We start from the raw sequence: 17,420 nt of genomic DNA, 5'->3' as shown, positions 1-17,420 counted from the left end.
AATCGTTTTATAAATGGAAAAAATTTTTCGGAAAATTTGAAATGAAAGTGTTTGCATAATCAAAATAATCGCGTTATCATACTTGTATACAAGTATACTCGTATAACTAGGAAGGTGAGTGTATGAGCCAATCTAAAAATCTTTTATATCCGGAGAAGTGGCTTTCAAGAGCTTCAACAGGTGTTCGCGTCGCATGCGAGCTGAGAATGCGCATTATTTCCGGCTTGATTGAAAGCGGTACCATTTTATCTGAAAATAAATTGGCTGCGGAATTCTCGGTGAGCCGGTCTCCCATCCGCGAGGCTTTAAAAATACTGGCATCGGAAAAAATCATCCGTTTGGAACGGATGGGCGCCGTTGTCATCGGTTTAACCGAAAAAGAAATTGGAGAAATTTATGATGTGCGTCTGGTGATGGAAACATTCGTATTTGAACGGCTTGGACGGGCAAATGTCGACGAACTGGTAACAGACCTCAGCAAAATATTGGAGATGATGAAAGTCTCCATCAAATACAAAGATGCCGACGAGTTCTCATTTCAAGACGTCTTATTTCACGAAACGATTGTCCGCTCCATCAATCATTCTTACATTTTGATGATATGGAACAATCTCAAACCTGTGATGGAAAGCTTTATTCTTTTATCCATGCGGGCCCGCTTAAAAGAAAAATACGAAGACTTTGAACGAATTCTCGATAACCATGAACTTTATATCAAAGCGATCAAAACGAAAGACAGGGATCTGATGCTTAAATCCCTACATCAAAATTTCGATGACGTGCAAGGTAAAGTTGAAGATCTGTGGCTGTCGCAACAAATGCTGGCGAAAGGGGCCGAACAAGAAAATGACTAGTTATATGTTAGGCATAGATATCGGTACGACAAGCACGAAAGCGGTTTTATTCAGTGAAAAAGGGGACGTGATCCAAAAGGAAAGCATCGGCTACGCGCTTTACACACCGGACATCTCGACCGCTGAGCAAAACCCGGATGAGATTTTTCAGGCCGTCATCCAGTCAACGGCGAAAATCATGCAGCAGCATCCTGACAAACAGCCGTCATTCATTTCATTCAGCAGCGCGATGCACAGCGTGATTGCGATGGACGAAAACGACAAGCCGCTCACCTCCTGCATCACTTGGGCAGACAACAGAAGCGAAGGCTGGGCTCATAAAATCAAAGAAGAAATGAACGGGCACAATGTCTATAAACGGACGGGAACGCCGATTCATCCGATGGCGCCGCTAAGCAAAATCACATGGATTGTAAACGAGCATCCTGAAATCGCTGCCAAAGCAAAAAAATATATCGGAATCAAGGAATATATTTTTAAAAAGTTATTTGATCAATATGTCGTCGATTACTCCTTAGCTTCGGCGATGGGAATGATGAATCTCAAAACATTGGCCTGGGATGAAGAAGCACTTGCCATTGCAGGCATCACACCTGACCACCTATCAAAGCTCGTTCCGACAACAGCCATTTTCCATCACTGCAATCCGGAACTGGCGGCGATGATGGGAATTGATCCGCAAACGCCATTTGTCATCGGTGCCAGCGACGGCGTGCTTTCCAACCTCGGCGTCAACGCGATTAAAAAAGGCGAAATCGCCGTCACTATTGGGACAAGCGGTGCGATTCGCACGATTATCGATAAACCGCAAACCGATGAAAAAGGCAGAATCTTTTGCTATGCCTTAACTGAGAATCATTGGGTCATCGGCGGGCCAGTCAACAACGGCGGGATCGTCCTTCGCTGGATCAGAGATGAATTTGCATCATCAGAAATCGAAACGGCAAAACGTCTCGGCATTGATCCGTACGATGTCTTGACCAAAATTGCCGAACGCGTCAGGCCGGGTGCCGACGGACTGCTGTTCCATCCATACCTCGCAGGCGAACGGGCGCCGCTCTGGAATCCGGATGTGCGCGGTTCATTCTTCGGCCTCACCATGTCGCATAAAAAAGAACACATGATTCGCGCGGCATTGGAAGGGGTTATTTACAATCTGTACACCGTCTTCCTGGCGTTGACAGAATGCATGGACGGTCCAGTTGCCCGAATTCAGGCGACCGGAGGTTTCGCAAGGTCTGACGTATGGAGGCAAATGATGGCCGATATTTTCGAATCGGAAGTCGTCGTGCCGGAAAGCTATGAAAGCTCTTGTCTCGGCGCCTGCATTTTGGGGCTGTACGCGACGGGAAAAATCGATTCATTCGATGTCGTCTCCGACATGATCGGAAGCACGCACAGACACGCGCCGAAAGAAGAATCGGCCAAAGAATACAGAAAATTAATGCCGCTTTTTATCAACTTATCTCGAGCACTTGAAAACGAATATACACAAATTGCAAATTATCAAAGAAGCTTATCCAGCAAAAAATAGGGGAGAATTGGAGGCGTTATCATGCCATTACTGATCGTAGCAATCGGGATTGTCGCATTATTGCTTTTGATTATGGGGTTAAAACTGAATACGTTTGTTTCCTTGATTATCGTATCGTTCGGGGTTGCATTGGCGCTTGGAATGCCGCTTGACGACATCGTCAAAACGATTGAAGAAGGCCTTGGCGGAACGCTCGGCCATATCGCATTGATCTTCGGGCTCGGCGCCATGCTGGGCAGGCTGATCGCGGATTCAGGGGGCGCTCAGCGCATTGCGATGACCCTCGTCAACAAATTCGGAGAGAAAAACATCCAATGGGCGGTCGTCATCGCCTCCTTTATCATCGGGGTTGCATTATTCTTCGAAGTCGGATTGGTATTATTGATTCCAATTGTATTCGCCATTTCAAGAGAATTGAAGATATCTATTTTATACCTTGGAATTCCAATGACGGCGGCCTTATCCGTCACACACGGCTTCCTGCCCCCGCATCCGGGACCGACGGCTATCGCGGGAGAGCTCGGCGCCAATATCGGGGAAGTGCTGCTCTACGGTATCATTGTTGCAATTCCAACCGTTCTTTTGGCCGGACCTTTATTTACGAAACTGGCGAAAAAAATCGTCCCGCAATCATTTGAGAAAATGGGCAGCATCGCTTCACTCGGTGAGCAGAAAACGTTCAAGCTTGAAGAGACGCCCGGCTTCGGCATCAGCGTCTTCACAGCTATGCTTCCGGTCATTATCATGTCTATTTCGACTGTTATTACGCTTATTCAAGAAACGATGGGTCTTGCAGACAACAGCCTGCTGGCAGCTGTTCGCTTAATCGGGAATGCCTCGACTTCGATGGTCATCTCCCTGTTGGTCGCGATCTATACGATGGGGATCGCCAGAAAGATCCCGATCAAACAAGTGATGGATTCCTGTTCAACCGCCATTACACAAATCGGAATGATGCTCTTGATCATCGGGGGCGGCGGCGCCTTCAAACAAGTCTTGATCAATGGCGGAGTAGGCGACTATGTAGCTGAGTTATTCAAAGGAACAGCCATGTCGCCGATCTTGCTCGCCTGGGTCATCGCCGCAATTCTGCGCATCTCCTTAGGATCCGCGACAGTTGCTGCATTAAGCACAACCGGACTCGTTCTTCCGATGCTCGGACAAAGCGATGTCAATCTTGCGCTGGTTGTGCTTGCAACAGGGGCCGGAAGTGTAATCGCTTCCCATGTCAATGACGCAGGCTTCTGGATGTTCAAAGAGTATTTCGGACTAAGCATGAAAGAGACATTTGCCACCTGGACACTGCTTGAAACCATTATCGCGGTGGCCGGATTAGGATTTACTTTATTGTTAAGCCTATTTGTATAAAAAAGTCTTAAATGAAGGAGCAGGTATTACATGCGCAATACAATCGGTGTCATAGGTTTGGGAGTCATGGGGAGCAATATCGCCCTGAACATGGCAAGCAAAGGCGAACAAGTCGCCGTCTATAACTACACAAGGGATTTAACCGATCAACTCGTCCAAAAAACGGGAGGCCAAACAGTCAAGCCGTACTATGAACTTGAAGATTTCGTACAGTCTTTAGAAAAACCGAGAAAAATCTTTCTTATGGTCACAGCAGGCAAACCGGTTGATTCTGTTATCGACTCGCTCGTTCCTCTGCTTGAAGAAGGGGATGTCATCATGGACGGCGGCAACTCCCACTACGAAGATACGGAACGAAGATATGACAGTTTGAAAGCGAAAGGTATCGGCTACTTGGGAATCGGCATTTCCGGCGGCGAAGTCGGCGCTTTAAAAGGCCCATCCATTATGCCCGGCGGAGATCGGGACGTCTACGAAAAAGCAGCTCCGATTCTCACAAAAATCGCCGCCCAAGTAGAAGGAGATCCATGCTGTGTCTACATCGGTCCAAAAGGCGCGGGGCATTTTGTCAAAATGGTGCACAACGGCATCGAATACGCAGACATGCAGCTTATCGCTGAAGCGTATACATTTTTAAGAGAAAAGCTTCTTTTGCCGATAGATGAAATCGCTGACATTTTCGACACGTGGAATCAAGGAGAGCTGAAAAGCTATTTAATCGAAATCACGGCAGAGATCCTGAGGAAAAAGGATGATCGAACGGGCGCTCCGCTCATCGACGTCATCCTCGACAAAACCGGCCAAAAAGGCACGGGCAAATGGACGAGCCTGCAGGCCATCGACAACGGCATTCCATCATCAATTATCACGGAATCCCTGTTTGCCCGTTACCTGTCATCATTAAAAGACGAAAGGACAGCTGCCGAAAACGTATTGGCCGGGCCAGAAACAGAAGAACGGTCCCTGGATCAGAACGTGTGGATCGACCGCGTCAGACAGGCGTTATACATGGGGAAAGTCTGCGCCTATGCCCAAGGCTTCGCTCAATATAAAATGACGTCTGATCTGAACGGATGGCACCTGCCGTTAAAGGACATCGCCCTCATCTTCCGCGGCGGCTGCATCATCCGCGCACAATTTTTAAATCTCATCAGCGAAGCTTTCGACAAACAGCCGGACCTGTCCAACCTGCTGGTCGCACCTGACTTCGCTGAAAAACTAAAAGAATACCAGTCCGGCTTGCGAAAGGTCGTCTGCGAAGGCATCAGCTCAGGCATCTCATTCCCGTGCCTGAGCACCGCCCTCTCCTATTACGACGGCTACCGGACGGGCCGCTCAAACGCAAACCTGCTGCAGGCGCAGCGCGATTATTTCGGCGCTCACACGTATGAGCGGACGGATATGGAAGGCGTGTTTCATACGGACTGGTATTAAAAGCTGCACCCCGGACCTCGGGGTGCATTCTTATTTTACTCAAGAATGAATTTCATACTTTGTTCAACATTTCACAAACTCATACTTCAAATTCGTGATATGATAAATTCAGCCACAGAAAAGGAGGACTGATACCAAAATAAACCAGATATCCGCTTCAGGGATAAAATTTTTTAACTCCACTTGTGAAATGTTTCACAAATAATGTCCGCATCATTCATCCCTGAACATCCTGTTGTAATCAAATTCCTATTCATTCACTGGAGGGTTTACAATGGCAATCGAAGAAAAGGAAATGAAACAAAAGCAAAATGCCTCAACCATGGTTGATCAGCTAGTCGAAAAAGGCCTAAAGGCATTGGAAGAATTCCGCAGCTTTGATCAGGAGCAGATTGATGAGATCGTCAAACAGATGGCGCTTGCCGGCCTTGATCAGCACATGCCTCTCGCCAAACTTGCCGTCGAAGAAACGAAGCGCGGCGTTTATGAAGATAAAATCATTAAAAACATGTTTGCCACAGAGTATGTCTACCATCATATCAAATACGATAAAACAGTGGGCATCATCAATGAAAACGAACACGACGGAGTCATTGAAATCGCGGAGCCTGTCGGTGTCATCGCCGGGGTGACGCCGGTGACCAACCCTACTTCCACTACAATGTTCAAGTCCCTGATAGCGATCAAAACAAGAAACCCTATCGTGTTTGCTTTCCATCCATCGGCCCAAAAATGCAGCCGCGAAGCGGCGAGAATCCTTCGGGACGCAGCCGTCAAAGCAGGAGCACCCGACAACTGTATCCAATGGATTGAAACGCCTTCGCTGAATGCCACTCAAGCCTTAATGACCCATCCGAACGTTTCCCTGATTCTCGCAACAGGGGGCGCCGGCATGGTGAAATCAGCGTACAGCTCCGGAAAACCGGCCCTTGGCGTCGGACCTGGAAACGTTCCGTGCTACATCGAGAAGTCTGCCAACCTGAAGCAAGCCGTCAATGATCTGATCTTATCCAAAACATTTGACAACGGCATGATTTGCGCATCAGAGCAGGCCGTCATCATAGACAAAGACATCTACTCAGACGTCAAAGTCGAAATGACAAGAAACAACTGCTATTTCTTAAATGAAACCGAAAAATCAAAGGTCGAGAAATTGGTCATCAATGAAAATACTTGCGCGGTAAACGCTGATATCGTCGGCATGCCGGCATTCAAAATCGCTGAAATGGCCGGTGTCAAAGTGCCTCAAGATACAAAAATCCTCATCGCCGAATTAGAAGGCGTAGGTCCGGATTACCCGCTGTCCAGGGAAAAACTGAGCCCTGTTTTAGCGTGCTACAAAGTCAGCGGAATTCAAGAGGGATTAAAACGCGCCGAAGACATGCTCGCGTTCGGTGGAACCGGCCACTCGGCGGTAATTCATACGAACGATCAAGAAGCCGTTAAAGAATTCGGATTACGGATGAAAGCCGGGCGGATCATCGTCAATGCACCGTCGTCACAAGGGGCGATCGGCGACATTTACAACGCCTATATGCCTTCTTTAACACTCGGATGCGGCACATATGGCGGAAACTCCGTCTCGTCAAACGTTGGAGCTGTTCATTTAATCAACACGAAAAAAGTGGCGAAAAGGAATGTCAATATGCAGTGGTTTAAAGTTCCTCCAAAAATCTATTTTGAAAAACACGCAACCCAATATTTAGCGAAAATGCCTGACATCTCAAAAGCGTTGATTGTGACTGATCCGGGGATGGTGAAACTCGGATATGTAGACCGCGTCCTACACTACTTAAGAAGGCGCCCGGATTACGTTCATTGTGAAATTTTTTCTGATGTCGAGCCTGATCCTTCAATCGAAACGGTGATGAACGGCGTCGACATGATGGCCAAATTCCAGCCGGATGTCATCATCGCCCTCGGCGGAGGTTCTGCAATGGATGCCGCAAAAGGAATGTGGTTGTTCTATGAGCACCCAGATGCTGAATTCTTTGGATTAAAGCAAAAATTCCTGGACATCCGCAAGCGCATTGTCAAATACCCGAAACTAGGCGAAAAAGCAAAATTCGTCGCGATCCCGACGACATCAGGCACAGGCTCTGAAGTCACTTCATTCTCTGTCATTACAGACAAAGAAACGAATACGAAGTATCCGCTAGCCGATTATGAATTAACGCCGGACGTCGCGATCATTGACCCGCAATTTGTCATGACAGTGCCGAAACATATTACGGCTGACACAGGAATGGACGTATTAACACACGCAATTGAATCATACGTATCGTGCATGGCTAACGACTATACAGACGGCTTGGCCATGAAGGCCATCCAGCTGATCTTCGAATACCTGCCTAGAGCATACAAAAACGGCAGCGACGAGCTGGCCCGCGAAAAAGTGCATAATGCATCAACGATTGCCGGAATGGCGTTTTCCAATGCCTTCCTTGGCATCAACCACAGCTTAGCCCATAAGCTTGGCGCGGAGTTTCACATCGCTCATGGACGGGCAAACGCCATCCTTCTGCCGCACGTGATCCGCTATAATGCAGAAAAGCCGAAAAAGTTCACGGCATTTCCTAAATACAGCCACTTCATAGCCGATCAGCGCTACGCGGAGATTGCCAGAACGCTCGGCCTGCCTGCAAAAACAACTGCAGAAGGCGTTGAAAGCCTGATCCAGGAGATTATCTCGCTCGCCAAAGAGCTTAAAATTCCGATGAGCATTAAACAAAACGGCGTGGATGCTGCCGTATTCGAAAGCAAAGTGGATCTCATGGCCGAACGCGCCTTTGAAGATCAGTGTACGACAGCCAATCCGAAGCTGCCGCTCGTTTCGGAGCTTGCTGAGATTTACCGTTCCGCATATAAAGGAGTTTAGCCAAAGAAGCCGTCATTCCGACGGCTTTTCGTTTTCAATTAGGACTCTTCATTCTCACTACTCTACCATTTGTGCCAATCATACTATATGAAAGTTACGAAACTCCAACTCTTTTCTTTAGCTGAAATACTTAACAAAAAATTAACGGGCTTTCCCCTTGACAAAAAATATTTATTACTTGATAATTTGTATATAATTATAATAATTACAGAGAAATAAAGTTTACAATTTTTATTTCTCTTAAACTACATTCAGGAGGACGATATTATGTCTCTAATCGGAAAAGAAGTACAACCATTCGCAGCGAAAGCTTACAAAAACGGTGAGTTTATCGATGTTACACACGAAGATCTAAAAGGCCAATGGAGCATTTTCTGCTTCTATCCAGCAGATTTCTCATTTGTTTGCCCGACTGAGCTTGAAGACCTTCAAAACGAATATGCTGCCCTAAAAGAACTTGGTGTCGAAGTATACTCTGTTTCTACAGACACTCACTTCGTACATAAAGGATGGCATGATAGCTCTGAGAAAATCGGCAAAATCACTTACGCGATGATCGGCGACCCGTCTCAAACGATCTCCCGCAACTTTGAAGTGCTGAACGAAGAAGAAGGTCTTGCTGACCGCGGAACATTCATCATCGATCCGGACGGTGTGATCCAAGCTGTTGAAATCAACGCAGGCGGTATCGGCCGTGATGCAAGCACCCTGATCAACAAAGTAAAAGCGGCTCAATACGTCCGCCAAAACCCAGGCGAAGTTTGCCCGGCTAAATGGGAAGAAGGTTCTGAAACACTGACACCAAGCCTTGACCTAGTAGGCAAAATCTAAGGAGTGCATTCAATTGGTACTTGAAGCAAATATCAAAGCACAATTAAACCAATACATGCAGATGATTGAAAATGACATCGTCCTTAAAGTCAGTACAGGCGATGACAGTGTCTCTAAGGATATGCTGGCTCTTGTAGAAGAGCTGGCTTCCATGTCATCAAAAATCACTGTTGAAAAGGCGCAGCTCGACAGAACGCCAAGCTTCAGCGTCAATCGTGCCGGAGAAGAAACAGGCGTCACATTCGCCGGAGTTCCGCTCGGTCACGAATTCACATCTTTGGTGCTGGCACTCTTGCAAGTAAGCGGCCGACCGCCGAAAGTCGATCAAAAAATCATCGATCAAATCAAGAACATCAGCGGCGAATACCGCTTCGAATCTTATATCAGCCTCACATGCCACAACTGCCCGGACGTTGTGCAGGCATTGAACATGATGAGCGTGCTCAACCCGAACATCACGCACACGATGATCGATGGTGCGGCATACAAGTCAGAAGTCGAAAGCAAAAACATTATGGCTGTGCCGACCGTATACTTGAACGGCGAATCCTTTGGAAGCGGCCGAATGACGCTTGAAGAAATTCTTGCGAAAATGGGCAGCGGCACAGATGCATCTGAGCTTTCTGATAAAGATCCGTTCGATGTACTCGTTGTCGGAGGCGGACCTGCCGGTGCAAGCGCAGCAATCTATGCGGCGCGCAAAGGCATCCGCACAGGAATCGTTGCCGAACGCTTCGGCGGCCAAGTCCTTGACACGATGAGCATCGAGAACTTCATCAGCGTGAAGCGCACCGAAGGGCCGAAGCTTGCGGCAAGCCTTGAAGAACACGTGAAGGATTACGAGATCGACGTCATGAACCTGCAACGCGCAAAAGGTCTTGAGAAAAAAGATCTTTTCCATCTTGAACTCGAAAACGGCGCTGTTCTGAAAAGCAAAACCGTCATTCTGTCAACTGGCGCACGCTGGCGCAATATCGGCGTACCTGGCGAACAAGAGTTCAAAAACAAAGGTGTCGCATACTGCCCTCACTGTGACGGACCGTTGTTTGAAGGCAAAGACGTCGCCGTCATCGGCGGCGGAAACTCCGGTATCGAAGCAGCGATTGACCTTGCAGGTATCGTCAACCACGTGACTGTTCTTGAGTTCGCACCGGAGCTGAAAGCAGACGAAGTTCTGCAAAAACGTCTCTACAGTCTCCCTAACGTGACTGTCGTGAAAAACGCCCAAACAAAAGAAATCACGGGTGATGAAAACGTAAACGGCATCACTTACGTTGACCGTGAAACAGGAGAAGAAAAACACGTCGAGCTCCAAGGCGTCTTCGTCCAAATCGGTCTTGTGCCGAACACGGAATGGCTCCCTGAAACCGTCGAACGCAACCGCATCGGCGAAATCGCAGTCGACAAACGCGGCGAAACAACCATCCCTGGCCTATTCGCTGCCGGCGACTGCACAGACGGACCATATAACCAAATCATTATTTCAATGGGATCGGGGGCAAATGCCGCATTAGGGGCGTTTGATTATTTGATCCGGAACTAACACGAAAGACGCTATGCTGCTTAAACGGCAGTATGGCGCTTTTTTATGTTATAACCCATATAAATGGGACTTCACATCATGGCCGACAAACGCTTTCCATATGATCAAATTGTACGGATAGGACCAAGCGGGATATTGCGATTGTCCATTCATGTATGAATTGTATTCCATGACTCCATTCCTCTCGTTCTCATGTCTACATTAAATATAAACCTATAAAAGGAAACGGTTAATCAAAAATAAAGACGGCATACTGCATGCAGTACACCGTCTTTTTCAAGAGATTTAATTTGACTCATCATGTTCTTTTTGTCCTGTTTTTTTTCATCCAAAATAAAATAAACAATACAATAAACCATAGAGGAGTCAGCAGCAAGGCCGGGCGAGTCGCATCCGCATACAGCATAATCATGAGAATGACCGCAAACATCGCCAGGACAACATAATTGATAAACGGCGCGAATGGCGCTTTGAATGTTGATGCTGCGTGTAAGTGCGGACGGGTTTTCCTGTATCTAATATGGCTGACAAGAATCACACCCCACACCCATATGAAACAAATCGCGCTGATGGTTGTCACGATCCCAAAGGCTTGTTCCGGTATCAGTTTGCTTAATAGCGCCCCTGCTGACAGGACAATGGTTGATACCCATAACGCGTGACTCGGCACATGGTTTTTATTCAGCTTCGCAAAATTGGCCGGGCCCTGTTTCGTTTTACTTAAATTGTACAGAATCCGGCTTGTTGAAAACATCCCGCTGTTACAAGCAGACGCGGCTGACGTTAATACAACAAAATTAATGATTCCCGCGGCAAGCGGGATGCCGACTAAGCTGAAGGTTTTCACAAAAGGACTTTCCGCTGCATTCAGTTCCATCCAAGGGTTAATACATAATAAGACGATAAGCGCGCCGACGTAGAAAAATAAAATCCGTAAAGGAATTTTATTAATAGCCGATGGAATATTTTTTTTCGGGTTCGACGTTTCCGCCGCCGATACACCTACTAATTCCACACCGACATATGCAAAGATCACCATTTGGAAAGAAAGCAAAAAGCCTGAAAATCCGTTTGGAAACAAACCGCCATGCTCCCAAAGGTTGGTAACCGAAACCGTTCCTGTATGCGTCTTAAACCCGATCACCAGCAAAATAACACCGATGACAATTAACGCAAGAATCGTGATCACCTTTATTAAAGCGAACCAAAATTCCAATTCTCCAAAAAGCTTGACAGTCAACAGATTGAGCCCTAATAAAATGAGTAAACAGATAAGTGCAGGGACCCACTGCGGAATATCAAACCAATATTTCACATAGACACCGACGGCAATCACATCCGCCATAGCCGTCATAATCCAGCAAAACCAATAGGTCCACCCGGTGACAAACGCCGCACGCGGCCCCAGATACTCCTCGGCAATATCGGTTAACGATTGATAACCCGCTTTAGATAACAGCAATTCTCCCAATGCCCGCATCACGAAAAAAAGCGCAATACCTACAATGAAATACGCAAAGATGATAGAAGGACCCGCCAATTGAATCGCCTTACCGGAGCCTAAAAACAACCCGGTGCCAATCGTCCCGCCAATAGCGATAAGCTGTACGTGCCGATTGGATAAGTCCCTCTTTAATTCCCGCTGTTCCACATCAAACTCCTCCTTACCTCTCTAGTGAACGACGAGCAGTAAAAAAGCCCATAAAAAAAGAGATTGGATGTCCTCCAATCTCGCGGTCATAAGAATATCAAAATATATTTGTGCCGCTGACAATCATCAGCACGACAAATACATATTCGGTACTCTTCTGTCCTTTTGCCTGAGATTGTGAACCCTTCGGCGCCGCAGAATTCCGCGGTCTCTCCAGAAGCTGCTCCTGCTGTAGTGCGACCCACAGCAATCATAGCTTGCATGTATTGAGTTTTTCGATAGAGATAATTACTATCGGATAACTTTTAATTTTAATAGAGGTTGAGTGATTTGTCAATGGTCCTATTTATAGTTAACGCTAGTATTCTTAAACTCACCTATACTAGCGACAATATTTTCACCTGGTTTATAAATCAGCTTCTATTACGGAATCCTTTCGAAAATTGGGGTTTAACTGGCACTGCTCATGGGCAGAATAAGCATAATCTCTCTTGTAAACCTTCTAATACTTCTTCTGGTACTTCCCTGACCTTGATATCTTCACCTAGGAAAAGCAGCCAATTTGTTATTTCGGACAATTCTTCGGGATGATTCACATTGATAAAAGTCTTTAGAATGGCTGCGGTTTGATAAGGATTCGTATAGGAAATTGAAATTTTTAAAGGATGATATTTTTTGAATTGGGCAATCGCCTGTGGACCAAGTTCAAGCACAAGGTTGATTACTTCTTCCTGCTTACCTAGTTTCTCTAAAATCTTTTTCTTACTTATTCTTTTTTTCACAGAGTATGGTTTGACATTGGTAAGATTGTCCACAGGGAAAATCCTCCTCCTTTCATCCTTTAAGTCAAAGCCTTCAATCAGCCAAAGGCCTTTTTCATGATAAAGGTGCAGAAGATAAATGGGATAAGTCTTTATTACCTTCTCTTCTTTGATGGTAATCAATAAATAGCTATCCAAAAGAAGGAGCTGGATGAGTTTTTCTAACATGGGATGGGGGAGATCTGAAAGCTCAAGCAGGTCGGGATTATTGGGGTTTGTCCCTTCAAAAAGCAAGATTCGATTTAAAAAAACTAGGGCCTCTTGCTGGTTTTCTGAGATAAGGCCCAGTAATTTTTCAGCTAAAGACTGACGGCTCTTTAGATAAGGGAGTTGTTGATTTCTTGTAGCCATAAAAGCGATAAAAAGAGCTTTAATCTCATGATCGGTAAAGCGAACAGCAGGCAGGACAGAGTGGTTCATGACAAAATAACCCCCGCTCCTTCCAACTTCAGCAACAAGCGGCATCCCCATAGCTTCAATTTCCCTGATATCCCTGATAGCTGTCGAACGAGAGATGTGAAATTCCTGCATGATTTCAGAAATTGTAAAGTGGGCGCGGTTGTTGATATACCGCATGATGATATTAATCCGTTCAACTTTTTTCATCGGGGCCTCCTAAACAGTATCATTTTTTGACATGATTTAAGGTTATTATAAACGCATCAAGTGAAAAGACAAATCATTTGATTATTTTAAAAAAAGGAAGGTTTTGAATATGAAAAATTACACGCTGGAGGAAAAAGACAGCTTTACCGTTTTTGGTATTGGAACGGAGCTTGAGAGCGATTACACAGATTCTGCTGGCATAAATAAGGAAAAGGCAGACTTTTGGGCGGCCGTCAAACAAGATGGAAGGCTTGACACTTTAAAAGCCATAGCTACAAATGACTATATTTTTGCCGTGAACGAAGCGGTAAACAACAAGATGATGCATTATGCTGGCGTGATGACAGAGGCAGAGGCGTCGGTGGCAGGAGAAACCAGAGTTATCCAATTTCCTAAGGGGGAATACCTGGTTGTTAAAGGGGAAGGGAAGACGGCTGATGAGTTGAGCAATAAGCTTACTGGCATTGCCTTCGGTCAAGTCTTGCCGGAAGCAAAGAATTTTGCCTATGTTGGCGGGCCGAATGCAACGGTTGAGATGGGGCAGCGAAACGGCTTAGTATTCGGTGAAATGTGGATTCCTGTTGTTAAGAAATAAAAAGATAAAGGAGCGCTGGAATTGTCCTATATCGTTGATTTTAAAAATGTCTCTACGGTTGGATTAGAGTCTTCACCTGCAGCAGAAGCACTTGCTGGTTTACGTGCTAATGAAGCCCGTTACTTTATGAACAAATACAAGTATGAATTTACGGTTGTACCAGCCAGCGAGTCCTGCGAGACCCTTGATTATGTGAACCGAATTTTGAAAGAAGAACGTGATATTGAGTTTGCGGCCAAACCTATAGAAACGTCGCGTTTTCAAGTGGAAAATATCAAAATTGCCTATGTTTTTTATGAGGATGGTCTTGCAGTCAACGTCATGTATACGATTGATGATCCTAAAAAGCGGGCCGTTGGGTTTAAGCTTTCTGAGGGGATGGAGGTACCAAAGGAGTTAGAAGGGAAGTTTAAGTTCGCTAGGCAGAAGTCTAAATTAGCTGGAACCATTAGGGGCTCCTACTTTGTCATTAAAGGAGAATATTAAAGTAAAAAGCGTAAGTGCCGGAATTCAGTCATTTTTCGTATTTGATCCTTCTTTTTCTTCATTCGGATAAGAAAAACTTGGTTGAGAAAAAAAGCAAATTCATCACAAAGCAAAAATAACAACCATTCATGCATTCAAATGACAAAACAGCACCTCTCCATCAAATTTGAAGGTGCTGTTATTTTTTTAGCGTAAACCTTATTGACGACTTATGGTAAGGCTGGTGCAAATGCAGCTATCCACCCTGCCCGTAAAGGCATCCGCACAGGGATTGTCGCTGAACGCTTCGGTGGTCAAGTTCTTGACGATGATAAAAAGCCCCATAACAAAGAGACCGGATGTCCTCCAATCTCGTGGTCATAAGAATAACAAATCATATTTGTGCCGCTGACAAACCATCAGCACGACAAATACTGCTTAAGATTGTAAAACCCTTCCGCGGTCTCTTCAGAAGCTTCCCCTGCTATAAGTACGACCCACAGTAATCATGGCCTGCTACGTATTGAGTTTTCATTCCTCTCATTTCTGAAAACGAGACAATCCTGCGATAGAAAAATGACCAAGCCAAAGCCGGGTTACTTCCTAAGTTGAAATGCGGTGTCCGATTAATGTTAAAGAAGCCTTCTCAAGCTTTCTCTCCGCTCATCTCAGCGCCTCTTTCCCTCGTTTTGATTGTCTCAAAAAGGAGTTATGCGGTACTATCATATAAAGGTCAATTATTTAAAAATAATGTCATACTTTTAAAATCACCTTATCATGCAAATGCTCGTACATAGGGGGACAGCTCCTATTCTAAAAAGGGGATGGACGATTTTGGAAACCAAATATTTAGATTTACTCGCACAAAAATACGATTGTGAAGCAAAAGTGGTAACGGAAATCATTAATTTGAAAGCGATACTGAACCTGCCGAAAGGCACCGAGCATTTTGTCAGTGATTTGCACGGGGAATACCAGGCATTCCAGCACGTGCTGCGGAATGGTTCAGGAAGAGTAAAAGAGAAGATACGCGATATTTTCAGCGGTGTCATTTATGATAGAGAAATTGATGAATTAGCAGCATTAGTGTATTATCCGGAAGACAAACTGAAGTTAATAAAACATAATTACGATACGAAAGCATCGTTAAACGATTGGTATAAAGAAACGATTAATCGAATGATTAAGCTCGTATCTTATTGCTCTTCCAAGTATACCCGCTCCAAATTACGCAAAGCACTGCCCTCTCAGTTTGCTTATATTACGGAGGAGCTGCTGTATAAAACAGAAGAAGCTGCCAACAAAGAACAGTATTACTCCAAAATCGTAGATCAGATCATTGCGCTTGGCCAAGCTGATAAGCTGATCACCGGTCTTGCATATAGCACGCAGCGATTGGTTGTCGACCATCTGCATGTTGTCGGCGATATTTACGACCGCGGACCGCAGCCGGATCAGATTATGGAAGAACTAATCAACTATCATTCAGTCGATATTCAGTGGGGAAATCACGATGTCCTTTGGATAGGCGCTTATTCAGGCTCTAAAGTATGCCTGGCAAATATTATCCGCATCTGTGCCCGCTATGACAACTTGGATATTATTGAAGACGTGTACGGCATCAATCTGAGACCGCTCTTGAACCTTGCCGAAAAATATTACGATGATAACCCATCTTTCCGTCCGAAAGCAGACGAAAACAGACCGGAAGATGAGATTAAGCAAATCACAAAAATTCATCAAGCGATTGCGATGATCCAATTCAAGCTTGAAAGCCCGATTATCAAGAGACGGCCGAACTTTAATATGGAAGAGCGGCTGTTATTAGAGAAAATAGATTACGACAAAAACGAAATCACGCTGCACGGAAAAACATATCAGCTGGAAAACACCTGCTTTGCGACAGTGAATCCGGAGCAGCCAGATCAGCTATTAGAAGAAGAAGCAGAAGTCATAGACAAGCTGCTATTCTCTGTCCAGCATTCCGAAAAGTTGGGCCGCCATATGAATTTTATGATGAAAAAAGGCAGCCTTTATTTAAAATATAACGGCAACCTGTTGATTCACGGCTGTATTCCAGTTGATGAAAACGGCAATATGGAAACGATGATGATTGAGGATAAACCGTATGCGGGCCGTGAGCTGCTTGATGTATTTGAACGATTCTTGCGGGAAGCGTTTGCCCACCCGGAAGAAACCGATGATCTGGCGACAGATATGGTCTGGTATTTATGGACAGGCGAGCACTCCTCCCTTTTTGGAAAACGCGCTATGACGACCTTTGAACGGTATTTCATTAAAGAGAAGGAAACACATAAAGAGAAGAAAAACCCGTATTACTATTTGCGTGAAGACGAGGCAACCTGCCGAAACATTCTGAAAGAATTCGGCCTCAACCCGGATCATGGCCATATCATCAACGGCCATACACCGGTAAAAGAAATCGAAGGAGAAGATCCGATCAAAGCAAACGGAAAAATGATCGTCATCGACGGCGGCTTCTCCAAAGCCTACCAATCGACAACAGGTATCGCTGGCTACACGCTGTTATACAACTCCTACGGCATGCAGCTCGTCGCCCATAAACACTTTAATTCCAAGGCGGAAGTGCTGAGCACCGGAACTGATGTCTTAACGGTGAAGCGATTAGTGGATAAAGAGCTTGAGCGGAAGAAAGTAAAGGAAACGAATGTTGGTGAGGAACTCTTGAAGGAAGTAGCTATTTTGGAGAGATTGCGGGAGTATCGGTATATGAAGTGAGGAAATGTGGAGTTCAGGGATCATTCTCTGGGCTCTTTTTGACGGTTTTCCACTTCGTACAGCAAATTGCTAACAAGGTC

General features: G+C 45.5%; 13 protein-coding genes, 1 pseudogene and 1 riboswitch. Of the genes and pseudogenes, 11 read left to right on the top strand and 3 right to left on the bottom strand.

Features of this window, described 5'->3' with window-relative positions; all coding sequences use genetic code 11:
• Positions 1 to 122 precede the first annotated feature (122 nt).
• The 7 genes from M1E06_RS00415 to ahpF all read left to right on the top strand — a co-directional run bounded on the left by M1E06_RS00415 (position 123) and on the right by ahpF (position 10,442).
• Positions 123 to 854, top strand: coding sequence for a GntR family transcriptional regulator (locus M1E06_RS00415; protein WP_020453585.1), 732 nt, complete (start codon positions 123 to 125; stop codon positions 852 to 854).
• On the top strand, positions 847 to 2,388 hold the full coding sequence (gene gntK, locus M1E06_RS00410; RefSeq protein WP_023856845.1) for a gluconokinase: 1,542 nt from the start codon (positions 847 to 849) through the stop codon (positions 2,386 to 2,388). The genes M1E06_RS00415 and gntK overlap by 8 nt, the downstream gene beginning before the upstream one ends.
• A 21-nt stretch (positions 2,389 to 2,409) precedes the next feature.
• Positions 2,410 to 3,756, top strand: coding sequence for a GntP family permease (locus M1E06_RS00405; RefSeq protein ID WP_023856844.1), 1,347 nt, complete (start codon positions 2,410 to 2,412; stop codon positions 3,754 to 3,756).
• A 30-nt stretch (positions 3,757 to 3,786) separates the two neighbouring features.
• The gene (gnd, locus tag M1E06_RS00400; RefSeq protein WP_023856843.1) at positions 3,787 to 5,190 is read left to right on the top strand and encodes a decarboxylating NADP(+)-dependent phosphogluconate dehydrogenase; all 1,404 of its coding nucleotides are present in this window, start codon (positions 3,787 to 3,789) and stop codon (positions 5,188 to 5,190) included.
• Positions 5,191 to 5,464: 274 nt separating this feature from the next.
• Positions 5,465 to 8,068: a bifunctional acetaldehyde-CoA/alcohol dehydrogenase gene (adhE, locus tag M1E06_RS00395; protein ID WP_025810518.1), complete on the top strand. Its 2,604-nt coding sequence runs from the start codon at positions 5,465 to 5,467 to the stop codon at positions 8,066 to 8,068.
• 267 nt (positions 8,069 to 8,335) lie between these two features.
• Positions 8,336 to 8,899, top strand: coding sequence for an alkyl hydroperoxide reductase subunit C (gene ahpC / locus M1E06_RS00390; RefSeq protein WP_020453590.1), 564 nt, complete (start codon positions 8,336 to 8,338; stop codon positions 8,897 to 8,899).
• Between the two features lie 13 nt (positions 8,900 to 8,912).
• Positions 8,913 to 10,442: an alkyl hydroperoxide reductase subunit F gene (ahpF, locus tag M1E06_RS00385; protein ID WP_020453591.1), complete on the top strand. Its 1,530-nt coding sequence runs from the start codon at positions 8,913 to 8,915 to the stop codon at positions 10,440 to 10,442.
• A 48-nt stretch (positions 10,443 to 10,490) separates the two neighbouring features.
• On the opposite strand, the gene M1E06_RS00380 is transcribed toward ahpF, so the two are convergent.
• The 3 genes from M1E06_RS00380 to M1E06_RS00370 all read right to left on the bottom strand — a co-directional run bounded on the left by M1E06_RS00380 (position 10,491) and on the right by M1E06_RS00370 (position 13,520).
• Positions 10,491 to 10,613 carry a hypothetical protein gene (locus M1E06_RS00380; RefSeq protein WP_256163442.1) on the bottom strand — a complete coding sequence of 41 codons (123 nt, stop codon included), beginning with the start codon at positions 10,611 to 10,613 and terminating at the stop codon, positions 10,491 to 10,493.
• Between the two features lie 127 nt (positions 10,614 to 10,740).
• Complete coding sequence (locus M1E06_RS00375) at positions 10,741 to 12,093, bottom strand: amino acid permease (RefSeq protein ID WP_043054522.1); 1,353 nt, start codon at positions 12,091 to 12,093, stop codon at positions 10,741 to 10,743.
• A 147-nt stretch (positions 12,094 to 12,240) separates the two neighbouring features.
• Positions 12,241 to 12,320: riboswitch (glycine riboswitch) on the bottom strand.
• Positions 12,321 to 12,557: 237 nt separating this feature from the next.
• A complete protein-coding gene (locus tag M1E06_RS00370; protein WP_095291217.1) occupies positions 12,558 to 13,520 on the bottom strand; it encodes a helix-turn-helix transcriptional regulator in 963 nt (320 codons plus the stop codon).
• A 109-nt stretch (positions 13,521 to 13,629) separates the two neighbouring features.
• Here M1E06_RS00370 and M1E06_RS00365 point away from each other — a divergent pair, with 109 nt between their 5' ends.
• The 4 genes and pseudogenes from M1E06_RS00365 (at position 13,630) to fbp (ending at position 17,340) form a co-directional block, all read left to right on the top strand.
• Positions 13,630 to 14,115, top strand: a complete 486-nt coding sequence (locus M1E06_RS00365; RefSeq protein ID WP_020453595.1) for a GyrI-like domain-containing protein — start codon at positions 13,630 to 13,632, stop codon at positions 14,113 to 14,115.
• Positions 14,116 to 14,136: 21 nt separating this feature from the next.
• On the top strand, positions 14,137 to 14,601 hold the full coding sequence (locus M1E06_RS00360) for a phage tail protein (RefSeq protein WP_095291214.1): 465 nt from the start codon (positions 14,137 to 14,139) through the stop codon (positions 14,599 to 14,601).
• A gap of 213 nt (positions 14,602 to 14,814) precedes the next feature.
• Positions 14,815 to 14,907 (top strand): annotated as a pseudogene (locus M1E06_RS00355) (hypothetical protein); the annotation flags it as partial.
• A gap of 507 nt (positions 14,908 to 15,414) precedes the next feature.
• Complete coding sequence (gene fbp / locus M1E06_RS00350; RefSeq protein WP_023856838.1) at positions 15,415 to 17,340, top strand: fructose-1,6-bisphosphatase; 1,926 nt, start codon at positions 15,415 to 15,417, stop codon at positions 17,338 to 17,340.
• The last annotated feature ends 80 nt before the right edge of the window (positions 17,341 to 17,420 follow it).

The organism is Bacillus sp. AK124 (genome assembly GCF_053903085.1).
The sequence above is the reverse complement of the archived record's forward strand: the minus strand, read 5'-3'. Positions and strand labels throughout refer to the sequence as shown.

Excerpts from the sequence above, each read along its gene's own strand:
- M1E06_RS00415 (WP_020453585.1), top strand. The coding sequence starts at position 123 with ATGAGCCAATCTAAAAATCTTTTATATCCGGAGAAGTGGCTTTCAAGA.
- M1E06_RS00365 (WP_020453595.1), top strand. The coding sequence starts at position 13,630 with ATGAAAAATTACACGCTGGAGGAAAAAGACAGCTTTACCGTTTTTGGT.
- adhE (WP_025810518.1), top strand. The coding sequence starts at position 5,465 with ATGGCAATCGAAGAAAAGGAAATGAAACAAAAGCAAAATGCCTCAACC.
- M1E06_RS00380 (WP_256163442.1), bottom strand. The coding sequence starts at position 10,613 with ATGGAATACAATTCATACATGAATGGACAATCGCAATATCCCGCTTGG.
- ahpC (WP_020453590.1), top strand. The coding sequence starts at position 8,336 with ATGTCTCTAATCGGAAAAGAAGTACAACCATTCGCAGCGAAAGCTTAC.
- gnd (WP_023856843.1), top strand. The coding sequence starts at position 3,787 with ATGCGCAATACAATCGGTGTCATAGGTTTGGGAGTCATGGGGAGCAAT.
- M1E06_RS00370 (WP_095291217.1), bottom strand. The coding sequence starts at position 13,520 with ATGAAAAAAGTTGAACGGATTAATATCATCATGCGGTATATCAACAAC.
- M1E06_RS00405 (WP_023856844.1), top strand. The coding sequence starts at position 2,410 with ATGCCATTACTGATCGTAGCAATCGGGATTGTCGCATTATTGCTTTTG.
- gntK (WP_023856845.1), top strand. The coding sequence starts at position 847 with ATGACTAGTTATATGTTAGGCATAGATATCGGTACGACAAGCACGAAA.